This window comes from Mesorhizobium sp. M0991, assembly GCF_040318915.1.
In the GTDB taxonomy this organism is placed as follows: Bacteria; Pseudomonadota; Alphaproteobacteria; order Rhizobiales; family Rhizobiaceae; genus Mesorhizobium.
Map to the genome: position 1 here is coordinate 1 of NZ_JAMYNE010000055.1, position 21,148 is coordinate 21,148.

At 62.2% G+C, this 21,148-nt stretch carries 35 protein-coding genes and 1 pseudogene; all 36 read right to left on the reverse strand.

Annotated features, from left to right (window positions below; genetic code table 11):
- Nucleotides 1-119, reverse strand: a pseudogene (locus NKH70_RS33675) (EamA/RhaT family transporter); the annotation flags it as partial.
- Nucleotides 120-124: 5 nt separating this feature from the next.
- Nucleotides 125-1,105, reverse strand: coding sequence for an RluA family pseudouridine synthase (locus NKH70_RS33680; RefSeq protein WP_352917219.1), 981 nt, complete (start codon nucleotides 1,103-1,105; stop codon nucleotides 125-127).
- Nucleotides 1,106-1,167: 62 nt separating this feature from the next.
- Nucleotides 1,168-1,506: a DUF190 domain-containing protein gene (locus tag NKH70_RS33685; RefSeq protein WP_352917218.1), complete on the reverse strand. Its 339-nt coding sequence runs from the start codon at nucleotides 1,504-1,506 to the stop codon at nucleotides 1,168-1,170.
- Nucleotides 1,503-1,874, reverse strand: coding sequence for a CrcB family protein (locus tag NKH70_RS33690; RefSeq protein WP_352917216.1), 372 nt, complete (start codon nucleotides 1,872-1,874; stop codon nucleotides 1,503-1,505). Before NKH70_RS33690 ends, NKH70_RS33685 begins: the two co-directional genes overlap by 4 nt.
- Before the next feature lie 125 nt (nucleotides 1,875-1,999).
- A complete protein-coding gene (crcB, locus tag NKH70_RS33695; protein WP_352917215.1) occupies nucleotides 2,000-2,386 on the reverse strand; it encodes a fluoride efflux transporter CrcB in 387 nt (128 codons plus the stop codon).
- A 31-nt stretch (nucleotides 2,387-2,417) separates the two neighbouring features.
- A complete protein-coding gene (locus NKH70_RS33700) occupies nucleotides 2,418-3,248 on the reverse strand; it encodes an aspartyl/asparaginyl beta-hydroxylase domain-containing protein (protein ID WP_352917213.1) in 831 nt (276 codons plus the stop codon).
- Between the two features lie 135 nt (nucleotides 3,249-3,383).
- Nucleotides 3,384-4,694 carry a replication-associated recombination protein A gene (locus tag NKH70_RS33705; RefSeq protein WP_352917211.1) on the reverse strand — a complete coding sequence of 437 codons (1,311 nt, stop codon included), beginning with the start codon at nucleotides 4,692-4,694 and terminating at the stop codon, nucleotides 3,384-3,386.
- 43 nt (nucleotides 4,695-4,737) lie between these two features.
- The gene (locus NKH70_RS33710; protein WP_352917209.1) at nucleotides 4,738-6,225 is read right to left on the reverse strand and encodes a DegQ family serine endoprotease; all 1,488 of its coding nucleotides are present in this window, start codon (nucleotides 6,223-6,225) and stop codon (nucleotides 4,738-4,740) included.
- 192 nt (nucleotides 6,226-6,417) lie between these two features.
- Nucleotides 6,418-6,849, reverse strand: a complete 432-nt coding sequence (rplQ, locus tag NKH70_RS33715; RefSeq protein WP_023675127.1) for a 50S ribosomal protein L17 — start codon at nucleotides 6,847-6,849, stop codon at nucleotides 6,418-6,420.
- A gap of 39 nt (nucleotides 6,850-6,888) precedes the next feature.
- Nucleotides 6,889-7,899: a DNA-directed RNA polymerase subunit alpha gene (locus NKH70_RS33720; protein ID WP_023675128.1), complete on the reverse strand. Its 1,011-nt coding sequence runs from the start codon at nucleotides 7,897-7,899 to the stop codon at nucleotides 6,889-6,891.
- Between the two features lie 104 nt (nucleotides 7,900-8,003).
- The gene (gene rpsK / locus NKH70_RS33725) at nucleotides 8,004-8,393 is read right to left on the reverse strand and encodes a 30S ribosomal protein S11 (RefSeq protein WP_006205444.1); all 390 of its coding nucleotides are present in this window, start codon (nucleotides 8,391-8,393) and stop codon (nucleotides 8,004-8,006) included.
- A gap of 158 nt (nucleotides 8,394-8,551) precedes the next feature.
- Nucleotides 8,552-8,920 carry a 30S ribosomal protein S13 gene (rpsM, locus tag NKH70_RS33730; protein WP_006205445.1) on the reverse strand — a complete coding sequence of 123 codons (369 nt, stop codon included), beginning with the start codon at nucleotides 8,918-8,920 and terminating at the stop codon, nucleotides 8,552-8,554.
- A gap of 198 nt (nucleotides 8,921-9,118) precedes the next feature.
- Nucleotides 9,119-9,730, reverse strand: a complete 612-nt coding sequence (locus NKH70_RS33735; RefSeq protein ID WP_352469152.1) for an adenylate kinase — start codon at nucleotides 9,728-9,730, stop codon at nucleotides 9,119-9,121.
- Nucleotides 9,727-11,067: a preprotein translocase subunit SecY gene (gene secY, locus NKH70_RS33740; protein ID WP_023675130.1), complete on the reverse strand. Its 1,341-nt coding sequence runs from the start codon at nucleotides 11,065-11,067 to the stop codon at nucleotides 9,727-9,729. The genes NKH70_RS33735 and secY overlap by 4 nt, the downstream gene beginning before the upstream one ends.
- A 191-nt stretch (nucleotides 11,068-11,258) precedes the next feature.
- Entirely contained in the window at nucleotides 11,259-11,732 is a 474-nt protein-coding gene (rplO, locus tag NKH70_RS33745; protein WP_352721947.1) for a 50S ribosomal protein L15, read from the reverse strand.
- Nucleotides 11,733-11,754: 22 nt separating this feature from the next.
- Entirely contained in the window at nucleotides 11,755-11,952 is a 198-nt protein-coding gene (gene rpmD / locus NKH70_RS33750) for a 50S ribosomal protein L30 (protein ID WP_006205449.1), read from the reverse strand.
- A 24-nt stretch (nucleotides 11,953-11,976) separates the two neighbouring features.
- Nucleotides 11,977-12,540, reverse strand: a complete 564-nt coding sequence (rpsE, locus tag NKH70_RS33755; RefSeq protein WP_006205450.1) for a 30S ribosomal protein S5 — start codon at nucleotides 12,538-12,540, stop codon at nucleotides 11,977-11,979.
- An 82-nt stretch (nucleotides 12,541-12,622) separates the two neighbouring features.
- Nucleotides 12,623-12,982 (reverse strand): 50S ribosomal protein L18, encoded by a 360-nt coding sequence (gene rplR, locus NKH70_RS33760; RefSeq protein ID WP_023675132.1) that lies wholly within the window; start codon nucleotides 12,980-12,982, stop codon nucleotides 12,623-12,625.
- A gap of 85 nt (nucleotides 12,983-13,067) precedes the next feature.
- On the reverse strand, nucleotides 13,068-13,601 hold the full coding sequence (gene rplF, locus NKH70_RS33765) for a 50S ribosomal protein L6 (protein ID WP_023675133.1): 534 nt from the start codon (nucleotides 13,599-13,601) through the stop codon (nucleotides 13,068-13,070).
- An 89-nt stretch (nucleotides 13,602-13,690) separates the two neighbouring features.
- The gene (gene rpsH, locus NKH70_RS33770; protein WP_006205453.1) at nucleotides 13,691-14,089 is read right to left on the reverse strand and encodes a 30S ribosomal protein S8; all 399 of its coding nucleotides are present in this window, start codon (nucleotides 14,087-14,089) and stop codon (nucleotides 13,691-13,693) included.
- A gap of 12 nt (nucleotides 14,090-14,101) precedes the next feature.
- Nucleotides 14,102-14,407, reverse strand: coding sequence for a 30S ribosomal protein S14 (gene rpsN, locus NKH70_RS33775; protein ID WP_023675134.1), 306 nt, complete (start codon nucleotides 14,405-14,407; stop codon nucleotides 14,102-14,104).
- A 27-nt stretch (nucleotides 14,408-14,434) separates the two neighbouring features.
- Complete coding sequence (gene rplE / locus NKH70_RS33780; RefSeq protein ID WP_008875670.1) at nucleotides 14,435-15,013, reverse strand: 50S ribosomal protein L5; 579 nt, start codon at nucleotides 15,011-15,013, stop codon at nucleotides 14,435-14,437.
- On the reverse strand, nucleotides 15,006-15,320 hold the full coding sequence (rplX, locus tag NKH70_RS33785) for a 50S ribosomal protein L24 (protein ID WP_254817150.1): 315 nt from the start codon (nucleotides 15,318-15,320) through the stop codon (nucleotides 15,006-15,008). The genes rplE and rplX overlap by 8 nt, the downstream gene beginning before the upstream one ends.
- 12 nt (nucleotides 15,321-15,332) lie before the next feature.
- Nucleotides 15,333-15,701 carry a 50S ribosomal protein L14 gene (rplN, locus tag NKH70_RS33790; RefSeq protein WP_006205457.1) on the reverse strand — a complete coding sequence of 123 codons (369 nt, stop codon included), beginning with the start codon at nucleotides 15,699-15,701 and terminating at the stop codon, nucleotides 15,333-15,335.
- A gap of 82 nt (nucleotides 15,702-15,783) precedes the next feature.
- Nucleotides 15,784-16,023 (reverse strand): 30S ribosomal protein S17, encoded by a 240-nt coding sequence (rpsQ, locus tag NKH70_RS33795; protein ID WP_023675136.1) that lies wholly within the window; start codon nucleotides 16,021-16,023, stop codon nucleotides 15,784-15,786.
- A gap of 11 nt (nucleotides 16,024-16,034) precedes the next feature.
- Complete coding sequence (gene rpmC, locus NKH70_RS33800; RefSeq protein WP_006205459.1) at nucleotides 16,035-16,235, reverse strand: 50S ribosomal protein L29; 201 nt, start codon at nucleotides 16,233-16,235, stop codon at nucleotides 16,035-16,037.
- Between the two features lie 13 nt (nucleotides 16,236-16,248).
- Complete coding sequence (gene rplP / locus NKH70_RS33805) at nucleotides 16,249-16,662, reverse strand: 50S ribosomal protein L16 (RefSeq protein WP_006205460.1); 414 nt, start codon at nucleotides 16,660-16,662, stop codon at nucleotides 16,249-16,251.
- A gap of 27 nt (nucleotides 16,663-16,689) precedes the next feature.
- Nucleotides 16,690-17,415, reverse strand: coding sequence for a 30S ribosomal protein S3 (gene rpsC, locus NKH70_RS33810; RefSeq protein WP_023675137.1), 726 nt, complete (start codon nucleotides 17,413-17,415; stop codon nucleotides 16,690-16,692).
- The gene (gene rplV, locus NKH70_RS33815; RefSeq protein WP_006205462.1) at nucleotides 17,415-17,804 is read right to left on the reverse strand and encodes a 50S ribosomal protein L22; all 390 of its coding nucleotides are present in this window, start codon (nucleotides 17,802-17,804) and stop codon (nucleotides 17,415-17,417) included. The genes rpsC and rplV overlap by 1 nt, the downstream gene beginning before the upstream one ends.
- Before the next feature lie 2 nt (nucleotides 17,805-17,806).
- Nucleotides 17,807-18,085, reverse strand: a complete 279-nt coding sequence (rpsS, locus tag NKH70_RS33820) for a 30S ribosomal protein S19 (RefSeq protein WP_006205463.1) — start codon at nucleotides 18,083-18,085, stop codon at nucleotides 17,807-17,809.
- Nucleotides 18,086-18,101: 16 nt separating this feature from the next.
- Entirely contained in the window at nucleotides 18,102-18,935 is an 834-nt protein-coding gene (rplB, locus tag NKH70_RS33825; RefSeq protein ID WP_023675138.1) for a 50S ribosomal protein L2, read from the reverse strand.
- Between the two features lie 22 nt (nucleotides 18,936-18,957).
- On the reverse strand, nucleotides 18,958-19,251 hold the full coding sequence (locus tag NKH70_RS33830; RefSeq protein ID WP_006205465.1) for a 50S ribosomal protein L23: 294 nt from the start codon (nucleotides 19,249-19,251) through the stop codon (nucleotides 18,958-18,960).
- Nucleotides 19,248-19,868 carry a 50S ribosomal protein L4 gene (gene rplD, locus NKH70_RS33835; RefSeq protein WP_023675140.1) on the reverse strand — a complete coding sequence of 207 codons (621 nt, stop codon included), beginning with the start codon at nucleotides 19,866-19,868 and terminating at the stop codon, nucleotides 19,248-19,250. The genes NKH70_RS33830 and rplD overlap by 4 nt, the downstream gene beginning before the upstream one ends.
- Entirely contained in the window at nucleotides 19,868-20,596 is a 729-nt protein-coding gene (gene rplC / locus NKH70_RS33840) for a 50S ribosomal protein L3 (RefSeq protein WP_023675141.1), read from the reverse strand. Before rplC ends, rplD begins: the two co-directional genes overlap by 1 nt.
- A gap of 96 nt (nucleotides 20,597-20,692) precedes the next feature.
- Nucleotides 20,693-21,001 carry a 30S ribosomal protein S10 gene (gene rpsJ, locus NKH70_RS33845; protein ID WP_006205468.1) on the reverse strand — a complete coding sequence of 103 codons (309 nt, stop codon included), beginning with the start codon at nucleotides 20,999-21,001 and terminating at the stop codon, nucleotides 20,693-20,695.
- Between the two features lie 63 nt (nucleotides 21,002-21,064).
- Nucleotides 21,065-21,148 (reverse strand): EF-Tu C-terminal domain-related protein (locus NKH70_RS33850; RefSeq protein WP_455749504.1); only part of this gene is annotated, 84 nt, incomplete at its 5' end.

The following is a 21,148-nucleotide window of genomic DNA, read 5'->3' on the forward strand; positions in this document are numbered from 1 at the left end:
TACGAGATCTTGGCAGCGACGTAGTTGAGCCCCCAGGAAAACGTCAGCCCGACCATGATGGCGGCTGCCGCCAGATCGACCGCGTCACGGCGGTCGAGGGTTTCTGTGGCGACGCCCACCAGCGCTAGTCCTCGGCACTCTGCTCGTCAAAGCCGAGCAGGTTCCAGCTCTGGCGCATATGCGGCGGCATCGGGGCGGTGACGTCGACAAAACCCTTGTCGGGATGCGGGATGACGATGCGGCGCGCGTGCAGATGCAGCCGGTTCTGCATGCCGCCGGGAAAATCCCAGTTGGTGTCGGCCTCGAAATATTTGGGGTCGCCGATGATCGGGCAACCGATATGGGCGGCATGGACGCGAAGCTGGTGGGTACGCCCGGTATAGGGTTCCATCTCCAGCCAGGACAGGGTCTGCGCCGCCCGCTCGACGATGCGGTAATAGGAGACGGCGTGATCGGCGCCCTTTTCGCCATGCTTGGCGATGCGCACACGATCGCCGTCGGGCGTCGGTTCCTTGATCAGCCAGGTCGAGATCTTGTCCTCGCGCTTCGGCGGCACGCCCTTGACCAGCGCCCAGTAGGTTTTCTTCGTCTCACGCGCCCGGAACGCCTCGGCGAGTTTCATGGCGGCGAGCCTTGTACGGGCGACAACCAGCACACCCGACGTGTCGCGGTCGAGCCGGTGCACCAGGCGCGGCTTCTCGCCCTTCTGGTTGCGCCAGGCTTCCAGCATGTCGTCGACATTGCGGGTGACTCCCGAGCCGCCCTGGACCGCCAGGCCGGCCGGCTTGTTGAAGACGAAGACCTTCGGGTCCTCATGGATCAGCATCTTGGCCAAGACATCGGCGTCGCCCTGGTTGCGGATCGAATGGCCTGTCAGCGGGCTTTCGCCTTTCTTGTCGACTTCGAGCGGCGGCACTCGGACCGTCTGGCCGGCTTCGACGCGTGTATCGGCCTTCACCCTGCCGCCGTCGACGCGGATCTGGCCGGAACGCAGCAGCTTCTGGAGATGACCGAAACCGAGACCGGGGAAATGGGTCTTGAACCAGCGGTCGAGCCGCATGCCCGCCTCGCCGGTATCCACAGTGATCTGTTCAACGCCTGCCATGATTCCAATCGCCGTTTTGCGAACATGCAACGGCATTCGCCGGCACCCGCAATCTCACTCGGTTATTCGTTGTCGGTTCCATATTGCAGAACCTGAACTTTCTCCAGCGTAATCAAACCACTTGTCATGATTGTTTCAAGCACGGGCAGGAAAGCGGCCAATTTTTCCTCGCTATCGACGATCTCGATGACGAGTGGCAGATCCTCCGATAGGCGGAGGATCTTCGTGGTGTGAAGCCGGCTGGAATGGCCGAACCCCATCGCGCCGCGCAGGACGGTCGCGCCGGCGATCTGCATTTCGCGGGCCCTCAGCACGATGACCTCATACAGCGGACGGCCATCTGCCTTGTCGTTTTCGCCGATAAATATGCGCAGCAATTGTGCCTGTGTTGGTATCTTCATTGCCTGGACCCTCTCAGCCGGTTGAGGCGCACTGCAAAGATGTGGCCAAGCCAGACGGCGGCAAGCCACGCCACCACGGAGATCGCGATATTGAGTCCCGCCGCCACAAGCCTCCCGTCTTGCGCGAGGGTGAGTGTTTCAAGGCTGAAAGCGGAGAAGGTCGTCAGGCCGCCGCAGAAGCCGGCCGTGAAGAACTGGCGCTGCAGCGGACCGGCGAAGACGCGTCCATCCGGTCCCGTCAATGTCGCGTAGAAGCCGATGAGGAATGAGCCGACGATGTTCACGAGGAGCGTGCCGAAGGGAAATCCAGCGCCCCACAGGGCAGTGCTCGTCGATGAGGCAAGCGCCCGCAGCACACCGCCGATCATGCTGCCTGCGGCTACTGTCGCATAGAGCCGAACCGTTTCGTTGGTTCTGCGCCAACCACTGAGGCGCCCGCCACGCCCTGCCGCGGCAGTGTCCGTCCCGTCGTGGCGGAGCTTCCGCGGGCCGCTCACGGCGCGCCGCTGCCAGTCAGAAGACTTCCCGCTGCAAAGCCCAGCGTCACGCCGCCGAGGCTCAGGAAAACCGAAAGCAGCACATTGCCGCCGGCGCGCAGCCATTCGCCGTCGCGCGCCAGCGCCAGCGTCTGCAGGCTGAAGGAAGAGACCGTGGTGTAGCAGCCGAGGCCGCCGGTAACGGCAAAGGCCCAGATGGCGGGCATGCCGTCGCGCGCCACCGCATGCGCAACGACTCCGATTGCAAACGCTCCCGAGACATTGACGGCCATCGTGCCCCAGGGAAAGGTCTCGCCGACCCGACGGGCGACGAAGCCGGATAGGAAGAAGCGGGCCATTGCACCGATCGCGCCACCAAGGCAGACAAGCAACAGATGATACATCGTGCTTCCTCGCGCCGGTCACACCACGGTGTCAGGCGGCTCCGGCCTTCTTCGGCTTGCTGGAGCCGATCATCTTCCAGTTCTTGTAGAACATAGCATTGATGCGCTCGACGCTGACCGAAACGATGGCGAGAAGAGCGGCGATCAGGCCGGGGAATGGCGATGGCCGGATGATGTCCATGAACACGCAGTAGCGGCGCCCGTCATACTCGTTGACCGAGCGATGCAGCAGCGTGTCGTCGAAGATGAACAGCGGGTTTTCGTGCCAGTAATTCTTGGCGTTGCCACACTGGACGAACACTTCCGATTTCACCGGGATGAGGTTGTAGAGAATGCGCAGGCTGAGCCGGAGCGGGCCAAAGTGCCAGGAAGTCGATTCCCTGCCGCTGAATACAGAGACGGCAATCGTCTTGATGTATTTGAAATCCTTGTTGAATTCGGCGACGTTGTCTATTTTGTGCTTGCCATACCACTGATAGACATACATGCCGCGCCGGCCGCTGCCGAAATTGGCGTCGATGTCGGCGATGATCTCGTCCTTGCGTGCCTTGAAGACATCCAGGACCTCGTTGACCTCGCGCTGGTAGTCCGGAGGAAACTGGTCCAATTTCCAGACACCGCGGTTTCTATAGCACAGCAGATCCACCAGCAGATTGAAGGGCGAAAGCAGCCAGGTGAAGATGCCGTTGCCCAGGAAATAACCACTGAACAGCGCCCAATTCTTGTTGTCGTTGCGCAACACGTCGATCAGGCCGAGGACGATGAAAATCGTCGTCAGAATGGGAATGAAATAGAAGCCGAGCGCCAGCAGCGGGATCGCTATGGCGAACTTCCGAAGGGTTTTGCGAGATTTTTTTGTCATTTTTCCACGCGCCAGGCGCGATTCCGTTCTGAATATCGTCGGTACGTTCTGGCCTGTCCGCCGGCCGAAGGCGCATCTTGATAGGGTTTTTTATCCCGCCAGACAACGGCGATCACACCAGTGTGCGATCGGCGACTATTTTTCCCGCTCGCTGCGCAGCTTCGCCCAATAGTCCAGCCGCTTCCTGATATCGCGCTCGAAGCCGCGCTCGGGCGGGTCGTAGAATGTCTGCCTTCCCATCTTCTCCGGAAAATAGTCCTGGCCGGAAAAAGCGTCGGGCTCGTCGTGGTCATAGCGATAGCCGGCGCCGTAATCTTCCTGTTTCATCAGCTTGGTCGGCGCATTGAGAATGTGCTTGGGCGGCAGCAGCGAACCGAATTCCTTCGCCGCCTGTGTGGCGGCCTTGAACGCGGTATAGACTGCATTGGATTTCGGCGCGGTGGCGAGATAGACGGTCGCCTCGGCGAAGGCCAGTTCGCCCTCGGGCGAGCCCAGATAGTCGTAGGCGTCCTTGGCGGCGTTGGCGACGACGAGCGCCTGCGGGTCGGCCAGCCCGATATCCTCCATCGCCATGCGCACCAGCCGGCGCCCGAGATAAAGCGGATCTTCGCCGGCGTCGAACATGCGGGCGAGATAGTAGAGTGCCGCGTCGGGGTCGGAGCCGCGCACCGATTTGTGCAAGGCTGAGATCAAATTGTAGTGGCCGTCCTGGCCCTTGTCGTAGATCGGTGCGCGGCGCTGGACGATGCGCTGCAGGGCCTCGGCGCCGAACACCTCCTTTGATTTCGCTGCGCGCCAGACCTCTTCGGCGAGCGTCAGCGCCGCGCGGCCGTCGCCGTCGCTCATGCGGATGAGCATCGCCCGCGCGTCTTCATCGAGCGGCATCGCCCTACCCTCTGCCTCCTCGGCCCGCGCCAGCAGCTTGGCGATGCTGTCCTCGCCGAGCGAGTGAAAGACCAGCACACGCGCGCGCGACAACAGCGCGGCGTTAAGCTCGAAGGATGGATTCTCCGTGGTGGCGCCGACCAGCACGACGGTGCCGTCTTCCATCACGGGCAGAAAACTGTCCTGCTGGGCGCGGTTGAAGCGATGGATCTCGTCGACGAACAGCAGTGTCTGGCGGCCGTTGGAGCGGCGCAGCTTCGCTGCCTCGAACACTTTCTTCAGGTCGGCAACGCCGGAAAACACCGCCGAGATCTGTTCGAAGGCGAGGCTTGTCTCGCCGGCAAGCAGCCGTGCGACCGTGGTCTTGCCGGTGCCGGGCGGGCCCCAGAAGATCATCGAGCCGAGCGAGCCGGAGCCGATCAGCCGCGTCAGCGCGCCGTCGGGTCCGGTCAGATGCTCCTGGCCGACGACCTCGCCGAGATTCTTCGGGCGCAGACGGTCCGCCAGCGGCCTGCCGGGCGGCGTCTTTTCCGGTTCATCGACACTGAACAGATCGGCCATGCAACTTCTTCTGCCTGGAGCCCGATCATGCTGACGGTCGGGCTCAGTAACGCAACACCTGGCGCAGTATCTGCCCGCCGCGCTCGACGGTAAAGCGCCACCAGCGCGTATCCTGCTGGGCTACCTGTTCCAGGGTCGCCGCCTTGTCGATCGTCAGGCCATTGACCTCACGCACGATGTCCCCTGGCTGGAAGCCAAAATCGGCAGCGGGCGAATCGCGGTTGATGTCGACCACGGTTACGCCTTTGACATCGGTGCGCAGACCGAGCCGTTGGGCAAGCCGTGGCGACAGTTCGGCAATCTTGGCACCGGAAAACGGGCTGCGGCCGCGCAATGTGAGTTCCGCAGCTTTGGCGCCCTCAGGCGGCCGTTCCAACGCGATGTCCATCGTCGCTTGCTGACCCTTGCTCAGAACGCCGAAGCTGGCATTCGTACCAATCGACAGCGTCGCCATCCGGTAGTCCAGCGCCCCGACGCTCTCGACCGGCCTGCCATTGAGCGACAGCACCACGTCGCCAGGCTTGAGCCCTGCCTTGGCAGCAGGTCCCGCCTCTTCGACCGAAGAAACCAGCGCGCCGGTCGGTTTGTCCATGCCGAGCGATTCGGCAATCTGCGGCGTCACCGCCTCGAACTCGGCACCGGCATACGGCCGCTCGAAGAAGTCGAGCCCGGCCTTGGCCGCATCGGCGAAAGCGCGAACCATGTTCGAAGGGATGGCAAAGCCGATGCCGATCGAGCCGCCGCTACGGCTATAGATCGCCGTGTTGATGCCGATCAGTTGCCCTCCCATGTTGACCAGCGCGCCACCGGAATTGCCGGGATTGATGGCGGCGTCGGTCTGGATGAAGAAGCTGGAATCGGAGACGCCGATATGGCTGCGCGCAACCGCCGAAATGATGCCGCTGGTGGTGGTCTGGCCGACACCGAACGGATTGCCAATCGCCAGCACTAGGTCGCCGACCTCGAGCGCGTCGGAATCGCCGATAGCGATCACCGGGAACGGCTTGTCAGAAGAAATCTTGAGCACGGCGAGGTCGAGCGTCTCATCCTTGAGCAGCACCTTGCTGTCGAATTCGCGCCCGTCGGCGGTCGCGACCTTGACCTGGTCAGCGTCCTTGACGACATGGAAATTGGTGACCACGACGCCGGTGGGATCAACCAGCACCCCCGAACCGAGCGAAGACTGCGCGCGCGGCTGCGAGCGGCCGAAGAACTCCTCGAAGAACGGATCGCCGTCAAAGGGCGACGTCACCTTGGCGGTCTGCGAGGCGTAGACATTGACCACGGCCGGGGCCGTCTGCTTGACCAGCGGCGCGAAGGACAGCTGCACCTCCTCGCGGCCGAACGGCACGCGCTTGTCGGGGCCGGAAGTGGCGTTTTCGCCTTCGACGCCATGCAGCAGATCGGTCAGCACGTCGGACAGACCGGGATCTGGCTTGGTCTCCTCCGCCAGCGCGTGCCTGGCCGCCGGCACGACGGCCAACGCCATCAAGGCGCAGATCAGAACAAGGGACAGCCGTTTAACGCGCATTCCGAATCCTCCAAGTCGGGCGCCATTGTCCTGACGATTGTGCAAAATGAAAGGCTAAGCCGCTGAAATCCGATTAATTTGGGTGGTCGCCGCAAAAACCGGTGACAAAACGCCTACCAGCCCTGCCCGGCACCTTCGGAAACAGAAAAAGGGGCCCGCAGGCCCCTTTGAACTTCTCAGGACAACCGAAGCTTATGCAGCTGCGGCTTCCTCTTCGGTGCCTTCGGCCTCGATGCGGGCGCGGTCGCCGGCGCCTTTGGCCGAGGTGTCGCGGTCGACGAACTCGATGACCGCCATTGCCGCATTGTCACCGTGGCGAAAGCCGGCCTTCATGATGCGCAGATAGCCGCCATTGCGAGTGGCATAACGCGGCGCGATGGTATCGAACAGGCGCTTGACGACGCCTTCATTGCCGATCTGGGCAATCACCTGCCGGCGGGCATGCAGATCGCCGCGCTTGCCGAGCGTCACCAGCTTCTCGACGATCGGACGCAAATCCTTCGCCTTCGGCAGCGTGGTGAGGATCTGCTCGTGCTCGATAAGCGACACGGCAAGGTTGGCAAACATCGACTTGCGATGGCTTATGCTGCGGGCGAACCGGCGGCCTTTAAATCCGTGGCGCATGGCTCTTCTCCTTCATTGCGGGTTCAAGAGGCCTGAGCCTCAGTATTGATCTTCGTAACGCTTGGCGAGGTCTTCGATGTTTTCCGGCGGCCAGTCCGGCACTTCCATGCCGAGATGCAGGCCCATCGCCGCCAGGACTTCCTTGATCTCGTTCAGTGACTTGCGGCCGAAGTTCGGGGTGCGCAGCATCTCGGCTTCGGTCTTCTGGATCAGGTCGCCGATATAGACGATGTTGTCGTTCTTCAGGCAGTTGGCCGAACGCACCGAGAGCTCGAGCTCGTCGACCTTCTTGAGCAGCGCCGGGTTGAAGGCAAGCTCGGTAACCTGTTCGGCGGCGACTTCCTTCTGCGGCTCGTCGAAATTGACGAACAGGCCAAGCTGGTCCTGCAAGATGCGAGCGGCGAAGGCCACCGCGTCCTCGCCCGAAATCGAACCGTCGGTCTCGATGGTCATGGTCAGCTTGTCATAGTCGAGAACCTGGCCCTCGCGGGTGTTCTCGACCTTGTAGGAGACCTTCTTGACCGGCGAATACAGGCTGTCGACGGGGATCAGCCCGATCGGCGCGTCTTCGGCGCGGTTGCGGTCGGCCGGCACATAGCCCTTGCCGGTGTCGACGGTGAATTCCATGCGGATTTCAGCGCCTTCGTCCAGCGTGCAGATGACGTGGTCGGGATTGAGGATCTCGACGTCGCCAACCGTCTGGATGTCACCGGCGAGGACCGCGCCCGGTCCCTGCTTGCGTACGACCATGCGCTTGGGGCCGTCGCCTTCCATGCGGATGGCGATTTCCTTGATGTTCAAGACGATGTCGGTCACGTCCTCGCGCACGCCGGCGATGGACGAGAATTCATGCAGAACGCCGTCGATCTGCACGGCGGTCACAGCCGCGCCACGCAGCGAAGACAGAAGCACGCGGCGCAGCGCGTTGCCGAGGGTGAGGCCGAAGCCGCGCTCGAGCGGCTCGGCGACCAGCGTGGTCAGCGTCTTCTTCTTCGACGAGAACTCGATCTTGTTCGGCTTGATCAGTTCTTGCCAATTTTTCTGGATCATAGTGCTTTCCTTCCGTTGTCCCGCCACCATCCAATCGTGGCGGGCGACCTGGAATGCCGTGGAGGAGCGCCCTTGAGGCGCTCGCGCGGCGTTCGGTAAATTCTTTAGACGCGGCGCTTCTTGCGCGGGCGGCAGCCATTGTGCGGGATAGGCGTCACATCACGGATCGAGGTGATGGTGAAGCCGGCTGCCTGCAGCGCGCGAAGCGCCGATTCACGACCGGAGCCGGGTCCACAGACCTCGACCTCGAGCATGCGCATGCCGTGTTCCTGCGCCTTCTTGGCAACATCCTCGGCGGCCATCTGGGCAGCGAACGGGGTCGACTTGCGCGATCCCTTGAAGCCCTGGGCTCCGGCCGACGACCAGGCAATGGAATTGCCCTGCGCGTCGGTGATGGTGATCATCGTGTTGTTGAAGGTCGAGTTGACGTGGGCAACGCCCGACGAGATGTTCTTGCGTTCGCGACGGCGAACACGAGCGGCTTCCTTGGCCATGATAGTCCTTTCAGTTGATCTCTACACCGCCGTAATGCCAGCGGCTCCACCTTCGTAAGGGAGTAGGGGAATAGGGCAGTAAGGGAGTAGGGAAACGCGCAATCCAATTGGCGGCTGTTCCCTATTGCCTTACTGCCCTACTCCCTTACTGCCCTAAATTACTTCTTCTTTCCGGCAATCGACTTGGCTGGGCCCTTGCGGGTGCGCGCATTGGTGTGCGTGCGCTGACCACGAACCGGCAGCGAGCGGCGGTGACGCAGGCCGCGATAGCAGCCGAGGTCCATGAGCCGCTTGATGTTCATCGACACTTCGCGGCGCAGATCGCCCTCGACCTGGTAGTCGCGGTCGATGGTCTCGCGAATCTGCAGCACTTCCGCGTCGGTCAGCTGGTTGACGCGGCGCTCGGCCGGGATGCCGACCTTGTCGACGATCTCCTGGGCGAACTTCTTGCCAATGCCGTGAATATACTGAAGCGCAATGACGACGCGCTTGTTGGTCGGAATGTTGACGCCGGCTATACGAGCCATGTTCTTCTCTTCTCCATATAGGCCGGACGAGCCGGCGCTTCAAGTTGCCCCGCGTCCGGTGGAGGCCGGCCCTTGCGGGAGTTTCCAGTTCAAAGCGGCCTGCCTTGCCCTTGCGGACAAGCAAGCCTCATGCCTGATAGGAAGACGGGCCGCCATACCCCAGCGGACCGCTCCAGTCAAGCGCAATCGTTCGATTCTCTAGCCGGCCGCCTGGCCAACCTGCCGGGTTGTCGCCCTGAGCACCGCCTCGATCTGCTGCGTCACCGCATCGATGTCGGCCATGCCATCGACGCCCCTGAGTTTGCCCTTGGCGTAGTAGTAGCCGATCAGCGGCGAGGTTTTCTTGTAATATTCCCTCAAGCGTTCTTCGAACACCGCTGGACTGTCGTCCTTGCGCACCGGCAGGCCTGCGGCCTTGGCTTCTTCGGCGCGCTTGACGATTCGGCCAACCAGCGCCTTGTCGTCGACGACAAATTCGATGACCGCGTCGAGCTCCAGTCCGCGATCCGACAGCATTTCCTCAACGGCGTCCGCTTGCACCAGGGTTCGCGGGTATCCGTCAAGGATGAAGCCATTTGCGCAATCAGCTTGATCGATGCGCTCAGCCACGATGGCGTTGACGATAGCGTCGGACACCAGTTCGCCAGCGTCCATCACCGCCTTGGCGCGTTTGCCGACTTCGGTGCCGGCCTGAACAGCAGCACGCAGCATGTCCCCCGTGGAAAGCTGTGGGATGCCGTGTCGTTCTACCAATCTCAGTGCTTGTGTCCCCTTGCCCGCCCCCGGCGGTCCAAGCAATATCAACCTCATCTGGCCTTTTTCCCCCCGCGCAGCTTCGACTTCTTGATCAGGCCCTCATACTGGTGCGCGATCAGGTGACCCTGAATCTGCGCCACCGTATCGAGCGTTACACTGACCACGATCAGGAGCGAAGTGCCACCAAGGTAGAACGGTACGCCAGTCGCTGAAATCAGGAACTCAGGCAGCAGACAGACCAGCACCAGATAAATGGCGCCGACGACGGTGATGCGGGTGAGCACATAGTCGATATAATCCGCAGTGCGCTCGCCCGGACGATAGCCCGGGATGAAGCCCGAATGCTTCTTGAGCTGGTCGGCGGTGTCCTTCGGATTGAAGACGATCGCCGTATAGAAGAAGGCGAAGAACACGATCATCGCCGCGTAGAAGGCCATATAGAGCGGCTGGCCGTGGCCGAGCGCCGCTAGGATGGTGCTGGCCCAGGCAGGCATGTTGGTCGTCTGTGAGAAGCCGGCAACCGTTGCCGGAAGCAGCAGCAGCGACGAGGCGAAGATCGGCGGAATGACGCCGGAGGTGTTGAGCTTAAGCGGCAGATGCGAGGTATCGCCCTGGAACATGCGATTGCCGACCTGGCGCTTGGGATACTGGATCAGCAGGCGGCGCTGCGCGCGCTCGAAGAAGACGATCAGCGCGATGACGATGATGGCCAGCACGATGATTGCCAGGATCAGGCCGGTCGACAGGGCGCCGGTGCGGCCAAGCTCCAGCGTGCCGGAGATGGCGCGCGGCAAGCCGGCGACAATGCCGGAGAAGATGATCAGCGAAATGCCGTTGCCGATGCCGCGAGCGGTGATCTGCTCGCCAAGCCACATCAGGAACATGGTGCCGCCAACCAGCGTGACGACGGTAGAGATGCGGAAGAACATGCCGGGATCGTTGACGATGCCGTTGCCGCCCTCAAGCCCGACCGAAATGCCGTAGGCCTGAACCAGCGCCAGAAGCACGGTGCCGTAGCGCGTGTACTGGTTGATGATCTTGCGGCCCTGCTCGCCTTCCTTCTTCAGCGCTTCCAGCGATGGAATGACCGAGGTCATCAGCTGCATGATGATTGAAGCGGAGATATAGGGCATGATGCCAAGGGCAAAGATCGCCATGCGCTGCACGGCGCCGCCGGCGAACATGTTGAACATGCCGAGCACGCCCTTGCTCTGCGACGAGAAGGCCTGGGCGAAAGCGTCGGGATTGATGCCGGGCAGCGGGATATAGGTGCCAAGACGGTAGACGAGCAGCGCGCCGATGGTGAACCAGATGCGCTTCTTCAGATCCTCGGCTTTGGCGAAGGCCGAAAAATTCAGATTCGAGGCTAGTTGTTCAGCAGCCGAAGCCATGCCTGATTCTCCGCTTGGTCACGCTCGATGCCCGCAGCTCAGGCGGCGCGTGTCACCGAAGCTCACGAGATAAGCTCCGGACTGCAAACATGCAAGCGGCCGCGTTGATGCGGCCGCCACATCTGTCGGATCAAAGCACGACCGAAGGCAAAACCGAATTCCACCTTTGCCGACCGTGCTTCAAATTGCCGTTACTCGGCGGCTGCCTTCTCAGGCAGCTTCACCGAGCCGCCGGCCTTTTCGATCTTCTCGATCGCGGCCTTGGAGGCTCCGGCCACGTCGAAGGCAAGCTTGGCCTTGATGTCGCCGTCCGAAAGGATGCGCACGCCGTCCTTGACCCGACGGATGACGCCGGCCGCAACCAGCGCCTCGGCCGTCACAACAGTCTTAGCGTCGAGCTTCTTGGCATCGAGCGCCGCCTGGATGCGGGCCAGCGACACGACGGTGAAGCTCTTGGCGAAGATATTGTTGAAGCCGCGCTTCGGCAGGCGGCGGTAGAGCGGCATCTGGCCACCCTCGAAGCCGTTGACGGCGACGCCGGAGCGCGCCTTCTGGCCCTTGACGCCGCGACCCGCGGTCTTGCCCGAACCGGAACCGATGCCACGGCCAAGACGCTTCTTGGAATGCGTCGCGCCGTCGTTGTCACGCAGATCGTTAAGTTTCATCTGGGTTCTCCTGCGCTTTGGCTCAGCCCTCGTCCACGACGCGGACGAGATGCTGGACGGCAGCGATCATGCCGCGCACCGAGGGCGTATCCTCAAGCGTGCGCTGCTTGTGCATCTTGTTGAGGCCGAGGCCGACCAGCGTTGCGCGCTGCTCCTTCGGCCGGCGGATCGGCGAACCGATCTGCTCGACGGTGATGGTCTTGGTTGCTTTCTTGGCCATGGTCAGATCCCTGGTCAGCGTCGACTATTCTTCAGTCGCAACGGCGGTGCCGCGGCGGGCCTGAAGGGTCGAATACTTGATGCCGCGCGCGGCAGCCACATCCTTCGGATGCATCTGGCTCTTCAGCGCGTCGAAAGTGGCGCGAACCATGTTGTAGGGGTTCGAAGAACCCATCGACTTGGCGACCACGTCATGCATGCCGAGAGTCTCGAAAACGGCGCGCATCGGGCCGCCGGCGATGATGCCGGTACCTTGCTTGGCGGCGCGCAGCAGAACACGTCCCGCGCCCCAGCGTCCCTCGACGTCATGGTGCAGCGTGCGGCCCGAGCGCAGCGGCACGAAAATCATGTCGCGCTTGGCCGATTCGGTCGCCTTGCGGATCGCCTCCGGCACTTCGCGTGCCTTGCCGTGGCCGAAGCCGACACGGCCCTTCTGGTCGCCGACGACGACGAGTGCCGCGAAGCCGAAGCGCCGGCCGCCCTTGACGACCTTGGCGACACGGTTGATGTGGACGAGCTTGTCGACCATGCCGTCGTCGCGCTCTTCGCGATCACGGCCGCGGCCGCCATCCCTACGTTCCTGTGCCATATCCTGTTCCTTGTTTTTTTCCGGAAGCACGGTTGATGATGATATCGGCACCTCTGTGGGTCGCCGGGGGCGAATTTCGTTTTTAGAAGCTCAGACCACCTTCACGGGCAGCCTCGGCCAGCGCCTTGACGCGGCCGTGGTAGATGTAGGCGCCGCGGTCGAAGACGACTTCCTTGACGCCGGCCTTCGAGGCACGCTCGGCGATCAGCTTTCCGATGGCAGCTGCGGCCGCGGTGTCGGCGCCGGTCTTGAGCGAACCCTTGAGCTCCTTCTCGAGCGTCGAGGCAGCAGCGATGGTGTGGCCCTTGGCGTCGTCGATCACCTGGACGTAGATGTTCTTCGACGTGCGATGGACCGACAGGCGCGGGCGATCGCCGGCAACCTTCTTGATTTGGCGGCGGACGCGCTGAGCGCGGCGTTGGGTAGATTCTTTCGAGCCCATGATGTCAGTTCCTTGCCTTCAAAAAACGGGGGCAACCATATGCGGTAGGACAAGCCTCCCGCGACCGCTCCCCGCGGCGTTAAAATTACTTCTTCTTGCCTTCCTTGCGGACGATCTTCTCGCCAGCATAGCGAACGCCCTTGCCCTTGTAGGGCTCGGGGCTGCGATACTCGCGGATTTCGGCGGCAACCTGGCCGACCTGCTGCTTGTCGATGCCGGTCACCGTGATTTCCGTCGGCTTCGGCACCGAAATCGTCACGCCCTGCGGCGTCTCGTAGACGACGTCGTGGCTGAAGCCTAGCGCCAGCTGCAGGTTCTTGCCCTGCATGGCGGCGCGATAGCCGACGCCGGTGATCTCGAGCTTCTTTTCGAAGCCGTCCTTGACGCCCTGCAGGATGTTGACGATCTGCGTGCGCGACATGCCCCATTTGGAGCGGGCGGTCTTGGTCTGGTCGCGCGGCTGGACAGCGATCTCGCTGCCTTCCATCTTGACCAGCACTTCGTCGTTCACCACGAACTTCAGCTCGCCCTTCGGACCCTTCGCCGTCACGGTCTGGCCGTTGACGGTCGCGGTCACGCCCTGCGGCAGCGAAACGGGTTTCTTTCCAATACGAGACATTTTGTTGTCCTCGTCACTTCTCTTGTTTCAGGTCTCAGCTTTCGGGACTTGATCCCGAAAACCTGTTTCCAACCGGGTCACATACCAGATCAGAAGATCTGGCAGAGGATTTCCCCGCCGACATTCTGTTCACGCGCTTCGTGGTCGGCCATCACGCCCTTCGGCGTCGAAAGGATGGCGATGCCGAGGCCGTTGGCGACGTGCGGTATCGACTTGGCCGAAACGTAGACGCGGCGGCCGGGCTTCGAGACCCGGGCGATTTCGCGCACCACCGGCGCACCGTCGAAATACTTCAGCTCGATCTCGATTTCGGACTTGCCGTTGTCGAAGTCGGTCTGGCTGTAGTCGCGGATATAGCCTTCGGCCTTCAGCACGTCGAGGACGCGGGTGCGCAGGCGCGAAGCCGGCGTCGAAACGCTCGACTTCTTACGGCCGTACGCGTTGCGGATGCGGGTCAGCATATCGCCGAGAGGATCGCTCAATGACATGTTATGTCCTCCTTACCAGCTCGACTTGACCAGGCCCGGGATCTGGCCGTTATTGCCGAGATCACGAAGCGCGATGCGCGATACTTTGAGCTTGCGATAATAGGCACGCGGGCGTCCGGTGACTTCGCAGCGGTTGCGGATGCGGGTCTTGGCCGAGTTGCGCGGCAGCGCCGAAAGCTTCAGCTGGGCGCGGAAGCGCTCTTCCATCGGCTTGGACTGATCCATGATGATCGCCTTGAGCACCTTGCGCTTGGCAGCGAACTGGTCCGCAAGCTTGCGGCGCCTGTTGTTCTTCTCGACTGAGCTGGTCTTTGCCATTTCAGATTTTTCCTTTTCTCGCTGCCGTTACTGGCGGAAGGGGAAGTTGAAGGCCTTGAGCAATGCCCTGGCTTCGTCGTCCGTCTTCGCAGTCGTACAAACGATGACGTCCATGCCCCAGATCTGATCAACCTTGTCGTAGTTGATCTCCGGAAACACGATGTGTTCCTTGATGCCCATGGCATAGTTGCCACGGCCATCGAAGCTCTTCGGGTTGAGCCCGCGGAAGTCGCGGACGCGCGGCAGTGCGATGTTCACGAGGCGGTCGAGGAACTCGTACATGCGTTCCTTGCGCAGCGTGACCTTGGCGCCGATCGGCATCTTCTCGCGGACCTTGAAGCCGGCGATCGAGTTGCGGGCGCGGGTGACAACGGCCTTCTGGCCGGCGATCATTGCAAGGTCTTCCGCCGCGATCGAAGGCTTCTTCGAATCGCCGGTTGCCTCGCCGACGCCCATGTTCAGGACGATCTTGTCGATGCGCGGAACCTGCATTTCGTTCTCGTAGCCGAACTGCTCCTGCAGCGCCTTGCGAATGGTCTCGTTGTAGACCTGCTTGAGGCGCGGCGTGTTCTGGGCAGTTGCCTGCTTGGTTTGAGCCTTAGCCATTGATGACTTCTCCCGAGCGCTTGGCGACGCGCACCTTCTTGCCGTCCTTCTGGAAGATGAAGCCGACGCGGGTCGGCTTGCCATCCTTGGGGTCGGCCAGCGCGATGTTCGACAGCTGGATCGGCGCTTCCTTGGTGATGATCCCGCCCTCTTGGGACTGGGACTGCTTCTGGTGACGACGGATCAGGTTGACGCCGCGCACCAGCGCGGTGTCATCCTTCGGCTGCACCGAAAGGACTTCGCCCGAACGGCCCTTGTCCTTGCCGGCCAGCACGACGACCTTGTCGCCTTTTCTAATCTTTTGCATTGGTCCGGCTCCTTACAGCACTTCAGGCGCGAGCGAGATGATCTTCATGTGGTTCTTGGCGCGGAGTTCGCGCGGAACCGGTCCGAAGATACGCGTGCCGATCGGCTCTTTCTTGTTGTCGACGAGAACGGCTGCGTTCTTGTCGAAACGGATCACGCTGCCGTCCGGGCGGCGGATGTCTTTGGCCGTGCGAACCACGACCGCCTTCATCACATCGCCCTTCTTGACGCGGCCGCGCGGGATGGCTTCCTTGATCGACACCACGATGATGTCGCCCACGGAAGCGTATTTCCGCTTCGAGCCGCCCAGCACCTTGATGCACATGACACGACGGGCGCCGGAATTATCCGCGACGTCGAGGTTTGTTTGCATCTGAATCATGACTGGCCGCCTTCTTCTTTTCTAACGGGACGGGTTTCTCACCCCTCCCCGGTCTGTCCAAAATTCGTTTCGTTCGCCCTGATCAGGCCTGGTCCGAAGACACCACGACCCAGCGCTTGTCCTTGGAAATCGGCTTCGATTCCTGGATGAACACCTGATCGCCGACCTTGTGGGCGTTGTTCTCGTCGTGCGCCTTGTACTTCTTGGTCATGCGCACGGTCTTCTTCATCACGGGATGCGTGAAGCGCCGTTCGACCTTGACGACAACCGTCTTCTCGTTCTTGTCGCTGACGACGGTGCCCTGCAGAATGCGCTTTGGCATGGTTTTCGTCCTTAAGCCTTCTTGGCCGCGGACTTTTCCGCAGCGATGGTCTTGATACGCGCAATGTCCTTGCGGACCTGCCTCACGCGCGCGGTCTTCTCAAGCTGGCCAGTGGCCTTCTGGAAGCGCAGGTTGAACTGCTCCTTCTTCAGGCTGGCCAGGTCGTCGGTCAGCTGGTCCTGGGTCTTGGTCCGGATGTCTTCGGCTTTCATGATCAGCCCGTCCTTATTCTGCGATGCGCTGTACGAAGCGCGTCCTGACCGAGAGCTTGGCCGCGCCGAGACGCAGCGCCTCACGGGCGGTTTCCTCGTTGACGCCGTCGATCTCGAACATGATGCGGCCCGGCTTGACACGTGCCGCCCAGTAGTCGACCGCGCCCTTGCCCTTGCCCATACGGACTTCGGTCGGCTTCGACGTCACCGGCACGTCCGGGAAGATACGGATCCACACGCGGCCGGCACGCTTCATCTCGCGGGTGATCGCGCGGCGGGCCGCCTCGATCTCGCGCGCGGTGACGCGGTTCGGCTCAAGCGCCTTCAGCCCGAATCCACCGAAATCCAGATTGGTGCCGCCCTTGGCGGTACCGTGGATGCGGCCCTTGAACTGCTTGCGGAACTTTGTGCGCTTTGGCTGCAGCATCGTTCTAACTCCAAATTCCTAACTGTCTTACGCGTTTTCGCGACGGCGACCGCGTTCGCGCTCACCACCACCGCCATGCGCATGATCGCCCTCGGTGGCGCGGCGCTCCGAAGCCATCGGGTCGTGCTCGAGGATCTCGCCCTTGAACACCCAGACCTTGACGCCGCAGATACCGTAGGCCGTATTCGCCTCGGCCGTGCCGTAGTCGACATCGGCGCGCAGCGTATGCAGCGGCACGCGGCCTTCGCGATACCATTCCATGCGCGCGATCTCGGCGCCGCCGAGACGGCCGGCGCAGTTGATGCGGATGCCTTCGGCACCGAGGCGCATCGCCGACTGCACGGCGCGCTTCATGGCGCGGCGGAACGCGATGCGGCGCTCGAGCTGCTGAGCGATCGACTGGGCGACCAGGGTCGCGTCGATCTCCGGCTTGCGCACTTCGACGATGTTCAGATGCGTCTCTGACTTGGTCATCTCCATCAGCTTCTTGCGAAGCTTCTCGATGTCGGCGCCCTTCTTGCCGATGATCAGGCCCGGACGCGCCGCATGGATGGTGACGCGGCACTTCTTGTGCGGACGCTCGATCACGACCTTCGAGATCGCAGCCTGCTTGAGTTCCTTCTCAAGATATTTGCGGATCTTGATGTCCTCGTGCAGCAGCTTGCCGTACTCGCCTGTATTCGCGAACCAGCGCGAATCCCAGGTGCGGTTGATGCCGAGACGCAGACCGATCGGATTGACTTTCTGGCCCATTATGCGGCCTCCCCTTTTTCTTCGACTTCACGAACGACGATCGTGAGGTGCGAGAACGGCTTCTCGATACGGCTGGCGCGACCACGGCCACGGGCATGGAACCGCTTCATGACGATCGACTTGCCGACATAGGCTTCCGCCACGATCAGCGCATCGACGTCGAGGTCGTGGTTGTTTTCCGCGTTGGCGATCGCCGATTCCAGCGTCTTCTTGACCGTGCCGGAAATCCGCTTGGCCGAGAATTCGAGGTCGGAAAGCGCTGTCGCGACCTTCTTGCCGCGGATCAGCGCGGCAACCAGGTTCAGCTTCTGCGGGCTGATACGGATCGTGCGCAACACGGCGCGCGCTTCGTTGTCAGCAAGCCTGCGCGGAGCTTTGGCCTTGCCCATGATTATTTCCTCTTCGCCTTCTTATCCGCGCCGTGACCGTAATAGGTCCGGGTCGGAGCGAATTCACCGAACTTGTGACCGACCATGTCCTCGTTCACCGAGACGGGAACGTGCTTCTGGCCGTTGTAGACACCGAAGGTGAAGCCGACGAACTGCGGCAAGATGGTGGAGCGGCGGCTCCACATCTTGATCACCTCATTGCGACCACCTTCACGAACCTTGTCCACCTTCTTCAGAAGGTAGCCGTCGATGAAGGGGCCTTTCCAAATCGAACGAGTCACTTGGCGTTACCTCTTCTTAGCTCTTGCGCTGATGGCGCGAGCGCAGGATGAACTTGTCGGTCGCCTTGTTGGACCGCGTCTTCTTGCCCTTGGTCGGCTTGCCCCAGGGCGAAACCGGATGGCGGCCACCCGAGGTGCGGCCTTCGCCGCCGCCATGTGGATGGTCGACCGGGTTCATGGTCACGCCGCGATTGTGCGGACGTTTGCCACGCCACACGGTGCGGCCTGCCTTGCCGTCATTGATGTTGCCGTGGTCCGGGTTGGACACGGCACCGACAGTGGCCATGCAGGAGCCGTGGACGACACGCTGCTCGCCCGAGTTGAGGCGCAGGATCGCCATGCCCTGGTCGCGACCGACGAGCTGGCCATAACCACCGGCCGAACGGGCGACCTGAGCGCCCTTGCCGGGCTTCAGCTCGATATTATGGACGATCGTGCCGACCGGCATCGAGGCCAGCGGCATCGCATTGCCCGGCTTCACGTCGACCGATTCACCGGCCACGATCTTGTCGCCGGGAGCCAGACGCTGCGGGGCGATGATGTAGGACAGCTCGCCATCGTCATACTTGATCAGCGCGATGAAGGCGGTGCGGTTCGGATCGTACTCGATACGCTCTACCGTGCCGACGACGTCGAACTTGCGGCGCTTGAAGTCGATGATACGGTAGGTGCGCTTGTGACCGCCGCCGATGAAGCGGGCCGTGATGCGGCCGTAATTGTTGCGGCCGCCCGACTTGGTCAGGCCTTCGGTCAGGCCCTTGACGGGCTTGCCCTTGTAGAGGCCCGAGCGGTCGACGATGACCAGCTGACGGGTGCTCGGCGTTACCGGGTTGAATTTTTTCAGTGCCATTGTTCTGTCCTCGCGACCTTGCTCAGAGACCCGTCGCGACGTCGATCGACTGGCCGTCGGCCAGCGTCACAACCGCCTTCTTGACGTCGCTCTGGCGGCCGATCGTGCCGCGGAAGCGCTTGATCTTGCCCTTGCGGACAAGCGTGTTCACGGCCATCACCTTGACGCCGAACAGCGCTTCGACGGCGGCCTTGATTTCCGGCTTCGACGCCTTCTTGGCGACATTGAAGACGACCTGGTTCTGCTCGGAAGCCATGGTCGACTTTTCGGTGATCGCCGGCGAGACGATCACGTCGTAGTGACGAAGGTCGGTCATTTGAAGCGCTCCTCGAGAGCCTCGACGGCGGCCTTGGAAAGGACCAGCGTGCCGCGGCGCAGAATGTCGTAGACGTTGATGCCCTGGATGGGCAGCACGTCGATGTTCGGGATATTGGTCGCCGCCAGCTTGAAATTCTTGTCAAGCTCGGCGCCGCCGATCACCAGGGCGTTGCTCAGGCCCAGCGTCGCGAAATTCGCGATCAGTGCCTTGGTCTTGGCCTCGGTCAGCTTCAGCTCGTCGATGATGATGATCGACGCGCTCTTGGCCTTGGCCGAAAGCGCATGCTTGAGACCGAGCGCACGAACCTTCTTCGGCAGATCGTGCTCGTGGCTGCGCACAACCGGGCCGTGGGCCTTGCCGCCGCCGCGGAACTGCGGAGCGCGAGCCGAATGGTGACGGGCGCGGCCGGTACCCTTCTGCTTGTACATCTTGGCGCCGGTGCGCGCGATTTCCGCGCGACCCTTGGCCTTGTGCGTGCCCTGCTGCTTCTTGGCAAGCTGCCAGCGCACGACGCGCTGCAGGATGTCCTCGCGCGGATCAAGGCCGAAAATCTCTTCGGAGAGCTTCAACTTGCCGGCGTCCTTGCCGCCAAGCGTTGTAATCTTGAGGTCCATTATTCCGCTCCCTCTGTGGCCGGGGCCTCGTTCGTGGCGGCACCATCGGTCGCAACGGCGCGGATCGCGGCGGGCTTCGGCGCATTGGCCGGAAGCGCCACCTTGGCCGCGTCGCGGACCAGGATCCATGCACCCTTCGAACCCGGGACCGCACCGCGGATCAGGATCAGGCCGCGATCGGCGTCGGTCGAGACGACCTCGACATTCTGCGTGGTGACGCGGGTATCGCCCATGTGGCCGGCCATATGCTTGCCCTTGAACACCTTGCCCGGATCCTGGCGCTGGCCGGTCGAGCCGTGTGTACGGTGCGACACCGAGTTGCCGTGCGTCGCGCGGCCGCCACCCATGTGGTGCCGCTTGATGACGCCCTGGAAGCCCTTGCCGATCGTGGTTCCCGTCACATCGACCTTCTGGCCGACGACGAAATGCTCGACGGTGATCTCGGCGCCGACATCGATCATGTTGTCGGCGGAGACGCGGAACTCGGCAACCTTGGCCTTGGGCTCGACGGAAGCGGTCGCGAAATGGCCGCGCATCGCCTTCGACGTGTTCTTCACCTTGGCAAGGCCAACGCCGAGCTGGACGGCGGTATAGCCGTTCTTCTCCTGCGTGCGCTGCGCCACGACCTGGCAGTTCTCCATCTGGAGAACAGTGACGGGAACATGTTCCCCGGCATCGTTGTAGATGCGGGTCATTCCCACCTTCTTTGCAATCACACCTGAACGCATCGGTTCAATTCCTTTAGAGTTCCCTGTCGGGGCTGTCGCCCCTCCACGCCTCTTGTTCCTTCAGAGTTCCGGGTCGCCCCGCTGACCTCTGGTTCCTTAGAGCTTGATCTCGACGTCGACACCGGCGGCCAGGTCGAGCTTCATCAAAGCATCGACCGTTTGCGGGGTCGGGTCGACGATGTCGAGCAGACGCTTGTGCGTGCGCATCTCGAACTGCTCGCGGCTCTTCTTGTCGACGTGAGGCGACCGGTTGACCGTGAACTTTTCGATCCGCGTCGGCAGCGGAATGGGGCCGCGGACGTTGGCGCCGGTGCGCTTGGCGGTCGACACGATTTCCCGTGTCGAGGCGTCGAGCACCCGGTGATCAAACGCCTTCAGGCGGATGCGGATATTCTGTCCGTTCATGCGTCACTTCCTTGTTCTGGCGCGGCGCGGGCAGCGCCCGCGACAGATCGGTTTAAGTCCAAATTACTCTTTGATGGTGACGACGATGCCGGCACCGACGGTGCGGCCGCCTTCACGGATGGCGAAGCGCAGCTTCTCTTCCATGGC

Coding starts and splice junctions, on each gene's coding strand:
- rpsE (WP_006205450.1), bottom strand. CDS start 12,540: ATGGCACAGGAACGTAGGGATGGCGGCCGCGGCCGTGATCGCGAAGAG.
- NKH70_RS33705 (WP_352917211.1), bottom strand. CDS start 4,694: ATGGCCGATCTGTTCAGTGTCGATGAACCGGAAAAGACGCCGCCCGGC.
- rplP (WP_006205460.1), bottom strand. CDS start 16,662: ATGCTGCAGCCAAAGCGCACAAAGTTCCGCAAGCAGTTCAAGGGCCGC.
- secY (WP_023675130.1), bottom strand. CDS start 11,067: ATGGCTTCGGCTGCTGAACAACTAGCCTCGAATCTGAATTTTTCGGCC.
- rplX (WP_254817150.1), bottom strand. CDS start 15,320: ATGCAAAAGATTAGAAAAGGCGACAAGGTCGTCGTGCTGGCCGGCAAG.
- rplD (WP_023675140.1), bottom strand. CDS start 19,868: ATGGACCTCAAGATTACAACGCTTGGCGGCAAGGACGCCGGCAAGTTG.
- rpsK (WP_006205444.1), bottom strand. CDS start 8,393: ATGGCCAAGGAAGCCGCTCGTGTTCGCCGTCGCGAACGCAAGAACATC.
- NKH70_RS33735 (WP_352469152.1), bottom strand. CDS start 9,730: ATGAGGTTGATATTGCTTGGACCGCCGGGGGCGGGCAAGGGGACACAA.
- rpsM (WP_006205445.1), bottom strand. CDS start 8,920: ATGGCTCGTATAGCCGGCGTCAACATTCCGACCAACAAGCGCGTCGTC.
- rpsH (WP_006205453.1), bottom strand. CDS start 14,089: ATGTCATTGAGCGATCCTCTCGGCGATATGCTGACCCGCATCCGCAAC.
- rpmD (WP_006205449.1), bottom strand. CDS start 11,952: ATGGCCAAGAAAGCAACCAAGACCATCACCGTCGAGCAGATCGGTTCG.
- NKH70_RS33685 (WP_352917218.1), bottom strand. CDS start 1,506: ATGAAGATACCAACACAGGCACAATTGCTGCGCATATTTATCGGCGAA.
- rplN (WP_006205457.1), bottom strand. CDS start 15,701: ATGATTCAGATGCAAACAAACCTCGACGTCGCGGATAATTCCGGCGCC.
- NKH70_RS33830 (WP_006205465.1), bottom strand. CDS start 19,251: ATGACCGACCTTCGTCACTACGACGTGATCGTCTCGCCGGCGATCACC.
- NKH70_RS33720 (WP_023675128.1), bottom strand. CDS start 7,899: ATGATCCAGAAAAATTGGCAAGAACTGATCAAGCCGAACAAGATCGAG.
- NKH70_RS33700 (WP_352917213.1), bottom strand. CDS start 3,248: ATGACAAAAAAATCTCGCAAAACCCTTCGGAAGTTCGCCATAGCGATC.
- rplV (WP_006205462.1), bottom strand. CDS start 17,804: ATGGGCAAGGCCAAAGCTCCGCGCAGGCTTGCTGACAACGAAGCGCGC.
- NKH70_RS33710 (WP_352917209.1), bottom strand. CDS start 6,225: ATGCGCGTTAAACGGCTGTCCCTTGTTCTGATCTGCGCCTTGATGGCG.
- NKH70_RS33680 (WP_352917219.1), bottom strand. CDS start 1,105: ATGGCAGGCGTTGAACAGATCACTGTGGATACCGGCGAGGCGGGCATG.
- rpsJ (WP_006205468.1), bottom strand. CDS start 21,001: ATGAACGGACAGAATATCCGCATCCGCCTGAAGGCGTTTGATCACCGG.
- rplC (WP_023675141.1), bottom strand. CDS start 20,596: ATGCGTTCAGGTGTGATTGCAAAGAAGGTGGGAATGACCCGCATCTAC.
- rpsQ (WP_023675136.1), bottom strand. CDS start 16,023: ATGCCAAAGCGCATTCTGCAGGGCACCGTCGTCAGCGACAAGAACGAG.
- rpsN (WP_023675134.1), bottom strand. CDS start 14,407: ATGGCAAAGACCAGCTCAGTCGAGAAGAACAACAGGCGCCGCAAGCTT.
- rplE (WP_008875670.1), bottom strand. CDS start 15,013: ATGGCTAAGGCTCAAACCAAGCAGGCAACTGCCCAGAACACGCCGCGC.
- rplQ (WP_023675127.1), bottom strand. CDS start 6,849: ATGCGCCACGGATTTAAAGGCCGCCGGTTCGCCCGCAGCATAAGCCAT.
- rpmC (WP_006205459.1), bottom strand. CDS start 16,235: ATGAAAGCCGAAGACATCCGGACCAAGACCCAGGACCAGCTGACCGAC.
- rplB (WP_023675138.1), bottom strand. CDS start 18,935: ATGGCACTGAAAAAATTCAACCCGGTAACGCCGAGCACCCGTCAGCTG.
- rpsC (WP_023675137.1), bottom strand. CDS start 17,415: ATGGGCCAGAAAGTCAATCCGATCGGTCTGCGTCTCGGCATCAACCGC.
- NKH70_RS33690 (WP_352917216.1), bottom strand. CDS start 1,874: ATGATCGGCGGTGTGCTGCGGGCGCTTGCCTCATCGACGAGCACTGCC.
- rplO (WP_352721947.1), bottom strand. CDS start 11,732: ATGAAACTTAACGATCTGCGTGACAACGACGGCGCGACGCATTCCAAG.
- crcB (WP_352917215.1), bottom strand. CDS start 2,386: ATGTATCATCTGTTGCTTGTCTGCCTTGGTGGCGCGATCGGTGCAATG.
- rplR (WP_023675132.1), bottom strand. CDS start 12,982: ATGGGCTCGAAAGAATCTACCCAACGCCGCGCTCAGCGCGTCCGCCGC.
- rplF (WP_023675133.1), bottom strand. CDS start 13,601: ATGTCTCGTATTGGAAAGAAACCCGTTTCGCTGCCGCAGGGCGTGACC.